Raw genomic sequence first — 1243 nt, forward strand, 5'->3', positions numbered from 1 at the left:
TTAACGAGGGCTTGATTATAGTGAGACCAGTTTGTGATTTTGCTCATTGTTGTTGCACAGGCTAGTAGGATATAGATGATCTGATCACAGGCTGGCAAGATAGTTCAAACTTTTAGGAAACAACGCCACGACCATCCGTTTTAGCGCGGTACATGGCCACGTCTGCCATTTGCAATAATGCTTGCGGGGTGGAAGCGCTATCTGGGTACACAGCGATACCAATGCTGGCACTAATTTTTATTAATTTATTTCCTAATACAAAATCACGTTCAATTTCTTGTAACACATTTTGCGCAACTTCTAATGCTTTGTTTCTATCATCTTTTAAGTTAATGAAAATTGAAAATTCATCACCTCCAAGACGTGCTAAGTTTTGCTCTAACTGGCTTATCGGAGATAAATTACTTATTTTATGATGGCGTAAAACATTGCTTAAACGCGTCGCTACTTGGATTAATACATCATCACCAAAACTGTGTCCAAATGAATCATTAACTTGTTTAAAGCCATCTAAATCAATAAATAGTAATGCGCAGCTAAACTGCTCCACTTCTGCAAGCCGCAGCTGTTTAGCTAGATGCTCGATATACGCATGGCGGTCGATTAAATGCGTCAACTTATCCAGATAAATACTGACTTCAGATTCACGAGTGTAATTAGTAATGTATGTATTCAGGGATTGAAAATTTGTCTGTAATTGTTCAAGTTGGCTATGCTTTTTAGGAGTTATACCAGCTGCTATATTTAGACTAGTGAGTAACTCTATAGCTTGACTATTGAGTACTTTGAGAGTGTATTTTTCCTGACTATTTTGAAATCTTAAATTTACTAGCCAGCTGACAGCTAATGCAAGTAATAACAGCATGATAATGTTAACAGGCGCTAGTAACGTGAGTAATACAAGATCTGAAGCGCTGGCTGTTATCACAGAGTCGGCAGTTGTTTGAATCACAATGTAAGCGGTATCGTCACTGTAAATTAAGTGCTGGCCGCTTAAAACAATATTATACCAAGGAGCAGCAACAACATTTACTTGCTCTTGTGCAAAGCTAAACATTTCAATGCCTTTAGGGGCGTATACCAAATCATTGACCTGTTTAGTCAAAAAGATATTTAAGCAGGGTGAGAGCATACTTTGTTAACAAGTATTAACCAAAGATAAGCTCAGCCCTGAATTCATCGTCAAAACTAGCCCTAACACACTTACTGCGTATCGAGTCTTTACGGCCTTTGTGCTGTTTTA

The 1243-nt window shown here is 38.1% G+C and carries 1 protein-coding gene; it reads right to left on the reverse strand.

Annotated elements, in window-relative coordinates:
• Nucleotides 1-112: 112 nt before the first annotated feature.
• On the reverse strand, nucleotides 113-1057 hold the full coding sequence (locus ABMY41_RS21765; protein ID WP_349276266.1) for a GGDEF domain-containing protein: 945 nt from the start codon (nucleotides 1055-1057) through the stop codon (nucleotides 113-115).
• Nucleotides 1058-1243: the final 186 nt, after the last annotated feature.

The organism is Pseudoalteromonas sp. BZA4, from assembly GCF_040104395.1.
In the GTDB taxonomy this organism is placed as follows: domain Bacteria; phylum Pseudomonadota; class Gammaproteobacteria; order Enterobacterales; family Alteromonadaceae; genus Pseudoalteromonas.

What these genes read in the sequence shown, in the direction of transcription:
- ABMY41_RS21765 (WP_349276266.1), bottom strand. Translation starts at nt 1,057, where the DNA reads ATGTTTAGCTTTGCACAAGAGCAAGTAAATGTTGTTGCTGCTCCTTGG.